Genomic DNA, 3,715 nt, shown 5'->3' on the forward strand with positions numbered 1-3,715 from the left:
GGCGAGTGGTTCGTGCCGGTTTCGCTGGCGGCGGAACTGCGCCGCGAGGGGCTCGCCGCGCTGCTGCAGGCACGCCTGGACAGGGGCGTCGAACACCGCATCCTGCCCGAGGGAACGGCGACGTATCCGGCGGAAACGCTCGCAGCCGAGGAGAACGTGACCAACCGCGTTGCCGAAGCGTTTTACCGCGCTCACGGCGTGAGGCATATCGAGCGGGGACTCGACCTCGAAGCGTCGACCGCGGGACACCGCGTGATGCGCTCGGCGTACTGCATCCGCCGCGAAATCGGCGAGTGCCTGAAAGAGCATCCCCGCCTGCGGGGCGAATTGTGGCTGGAGCGCGGCACCTCCCGCTACCGGTTGGATTTCGACTGCGACCGCTGCGAAATGAGCCTGACGGACTGTACGGAAAGCGATAACAAGAAACCAAAACGATAACCCGATGATGAAAAAAACTCTTTTAATGCTTGCGGCGGCGCTCATGGGCGCTTCGCTCGCCGGGGCCCAGACGGGCCGCGAATGGCAGGATCCTGCCGTGAACGAGATCAACCGGCTGCCGATGCGTTCGGCTTTCGACGCGGGCGAAAGCCTGTCGCTCGACGGCGTGTGGAAATTCCACTGGACGCGCAACGCCTCGCAGCGTCCCTCCGGCATCTGGGCCGCTGATTACGACGATGCGGCGTGGGGCGCAATGCCCGTGCCGGGAATGTGGGAGCTGAACGGCTACGGCGATCCCCTCTACCTGAACATCGGCTATGCATGGCGCGGCAATTTCGAGAATAACCCGCCCTATGTGCCCGATGCCGAGAACCATGTGGGCTCCTACCGCCGCACTTTCGACGTGCCTGCGTCGTGGAGCGGCAAGGACATCGTCCTGTCGATAGGCTCGGCCACGTCGAACGTCTATGTGTGGGTCAACGGCCGCTTCGTCGGTTACAGCGAAGACAGCAAGCTGGCGGCGCAGTTCGACGTTACGAAGTTCGTGAAGCCGGGCGAAAACCTCATCGCCCTGCAGATGTTCCGCTGGTCGGACGGCACCTACCTCGAAGACCAGGATTTCTGGCGCTTCGCAGGCATCGCCCGCGGCGTGGAGCTGATTGCCCGCGACAAGGCGCACCTCGAGGATGTGCGCATCACGCCCGAGCTGGATGCCGAATACAAGGACGCCCGGCTGCACGTCGAAGTGCAGACCACGCCCCGTGTGAAATCGGTGGCGCTGGCGCTGCGTGACGCTGCGGGTGCCGTTGTGGCCGAAGCGCAGGTGAAGCCTGCGGGCGGCAGGGGCGGTCATGTATTCGAGGTCGCCGACCCTGCGAAATGGTCGGCCGAAACCCCGAACCTCTATACGCTCGAAGTCGCCGTGTCGGACGGCAAGCGCGTGACGGAAACCGTGATGCAGCGCGTGGGCTTCCGCTCGGTGGAAATCAAGGGCGCGCAGCTGCTCGTGAACGGGCAGCCCGTGCTCATTAAGGGCGCCGACCGTCACGAGATGGACCCCATCGGGGGCTATGTGGTGAGCCGCGAGCGGATGTTGGAGGATATCCGCATCATGAAAGAGATGAATATCAACGCCGTGCGCACGAGCCACTATCCCAACGACCCGCAGTGGTACGAACTCTGCGACGAGTACGGCATCTATGTCGTGGACGAGGCGAACCTCGAGTCGCACGGCATGGGCTACGACGACCGTACGCTGGCCAAGGAGCCCGCCTATGCAAAGGCCCATCTGGAGCGGAACCGGCGCATGGTGCTGCGCGACAAGAACCACCCCTCGGTCATCGTCTGGTCGATGGGCAACGAGGCGGGCATGGGCCCCAATTTCGAAGCCGTCTACCGCTGGATCAAGGAGTACGACGCTTCGCGTCCGGTGCATTACGAGCGTGCCGTATACTATGAGGACGGCGCCTTTACCGACATCATCTGCCCGATGTACTGGGGTTATGAACAATGCGAGAAATACGCGCGCAACAACCCCTCCAAGCCGCTGATTCAGTGCGAGTACGCGCATGCTATGGGCAACTCGATGGGTGGCTTCGACCACTACTGGGATTTGGTGCGCAAGTACCCCGCATACCAGGGCGGGTTCATCTGGGACTTCGTCGACCAGGGGCTCGCACGCTATGAGCCGGACGGCCGCGTGTCGTTCCTCTACGGCGGCGATTTCAACGATTACGACGCTACCGACAACTCGTTCAACTGCAACGGCATCATCGCCCCCGACCGCACGTGGCATCCGCATGCCTACGAGGTGCAGCGGCAGTACCAGAATATCTGGACGACGCCCATCGACCTCGCGCAGGGCCAGGTCGAGGTCTATAACGAGAATTTCTTCGTGGGTCTGGACGACTGCGAGCTGGAGTGGCAGCTTGTCGCCGACGGCGAGGTGATCAAGGCGGGACGTATCGCGAGGCTCGACGTCGGCCCGCAGCAGCGCCGTACGTATACGCTGGGCTTTACGGCCGCCGATTTCTGCCCGCAGGCCCGGGAGGTGCTGGTGAACGTGGCTTATAAACTGAAGAAGAAACAGCCGCTGCTCGACATCGGCCATACGGTGGCCAAACAGCAGTTCGTCGTGCGCGAGTACGATTCCAAAGCCGGATTCGGCCTCGCGGCGTCGGAGCGTCCCGTGGAGGTGACGGTCTGGGAGCGGGGTACGCGCGTCGGGGGCGATACGTGGCAGATGTTCTTCTCGCGCGACGGATTCCTCTCGGCATACCGCGTCGGCGGCCGCGACCTGATGGCCGAAGGCGCCGAGCTGCGTCCGCAGTTCTGGCGCGCCCCGACCGAGAACGACCTCGGCGCCCGGACGCATCTGAAACAGGCCGTGTGGAAAAATCCCGAACTGAAACTCACGAAGTTCGACGCCGCAATCGAGGACGGGGTGGCCGTCGTGAAAGCCCTCTATGAACTGCCCGCCGTGAAAGCGACCTTGACGATGACTTACCGCATCAACGGTGCGGGCGAAATGGAGGTTACGGAGCAGATGGCCGCCGATAAGTCGGCCGACGTTCCCAACATGTACCGCTTCGGGATGACGCTGGCGATGCCGGCACGTTACGACCGCGTGATTTACTATGGCCGCGGGGCGCACGAGAATTATGCCGACCGCCTGTCGTCGGCCGATTTCGGCCGCTACGAACAGCGTGTCGCCGACCAGTACCACAACGAGTACGTGCGTCCGCAGGAGTCGGGCACGAAGTCCGATATCCGCTGGTGGACGGTGGCCGACAGCGCGGGTTCGGGACTGACGATTCTTGCCGATACGCCTTTCTCGGCCTCGGCGCTTCCCTATGCCACCGCCGACCTCGACGTGACGAACTTCCCGCCCCAGCAGCATTCGGGAACGCTCACGGCGCGCGATGCCACGTTCGTGAACTTCGACCTGAAACAACTGGGTCTGGGCTGTATCGACAGCTGGCACGCACAGCCCGAGGAGCGGTTCCGGGTTCCCTACGGCGATTATACGTTCCGCTTCATGCTGAAGCCGACGGTAAAATAACATAGCGAGTATGCAGGAACAGTTGACACCCGCTTTCGGGGATTACGAATTGATCGACACGGGCGATTTCGAAAAGCTCGAGCGCTTCGGGCGGTATGTCGTCCGGCGTCCCGAACCGCAGGCCATCTGGCGGCGCACGCTTCCCGAAGGGGAGTGGCGCCGCATGGCCGATGCCGCGTTCCTGCGCGATGCGCGCAGCGACGAGCGCGGCGAATG

Annotated in this window: 2 protein-coding genes and 1 pseudogene; all 3 read left to right on the plus strand. The window is 63.3% G+C overall.

What is annotated here, in order from left to right:
• On the plus strand, nucleotides 1-438 hold a 438-nt coding region (locus QZT71_RS12120; RefSeq protein WP_367112546.1), incomplete at its 5' end, for a DUF3656 domain-containing protein.
• 7 nt (nucleotides 439-445) lie between these two features.
• Complete coding sequence (locus QZT71_RS12125) at nucleotides 446-3,499, plus strand: glycoside hydrolase family 2 TIM barrel-domain containing protein (RefSeq protein ID WP_295916587.1); 3,054 nt, start codon at nucleotides 446-448, stop codon at nucleotides 3,497-3,499.
• A 10-nt stretch (nucleotides 3,500-3,509) separates the two neighbouring features.
• Nucleotides 3,510-3,715 (plus strand): annotated as a pseudogene (locus tag QZT71_RS12130) (oxidoreductase); the annotation flags it as partial.

The organism is uncultured Alistipes sp., assembly GCF_902388705.1.
Lineage (GTDB): Bacteria > Bacteroidota > Bacteroidia > Bacteroidales > Rikenellaceae > Alistipes.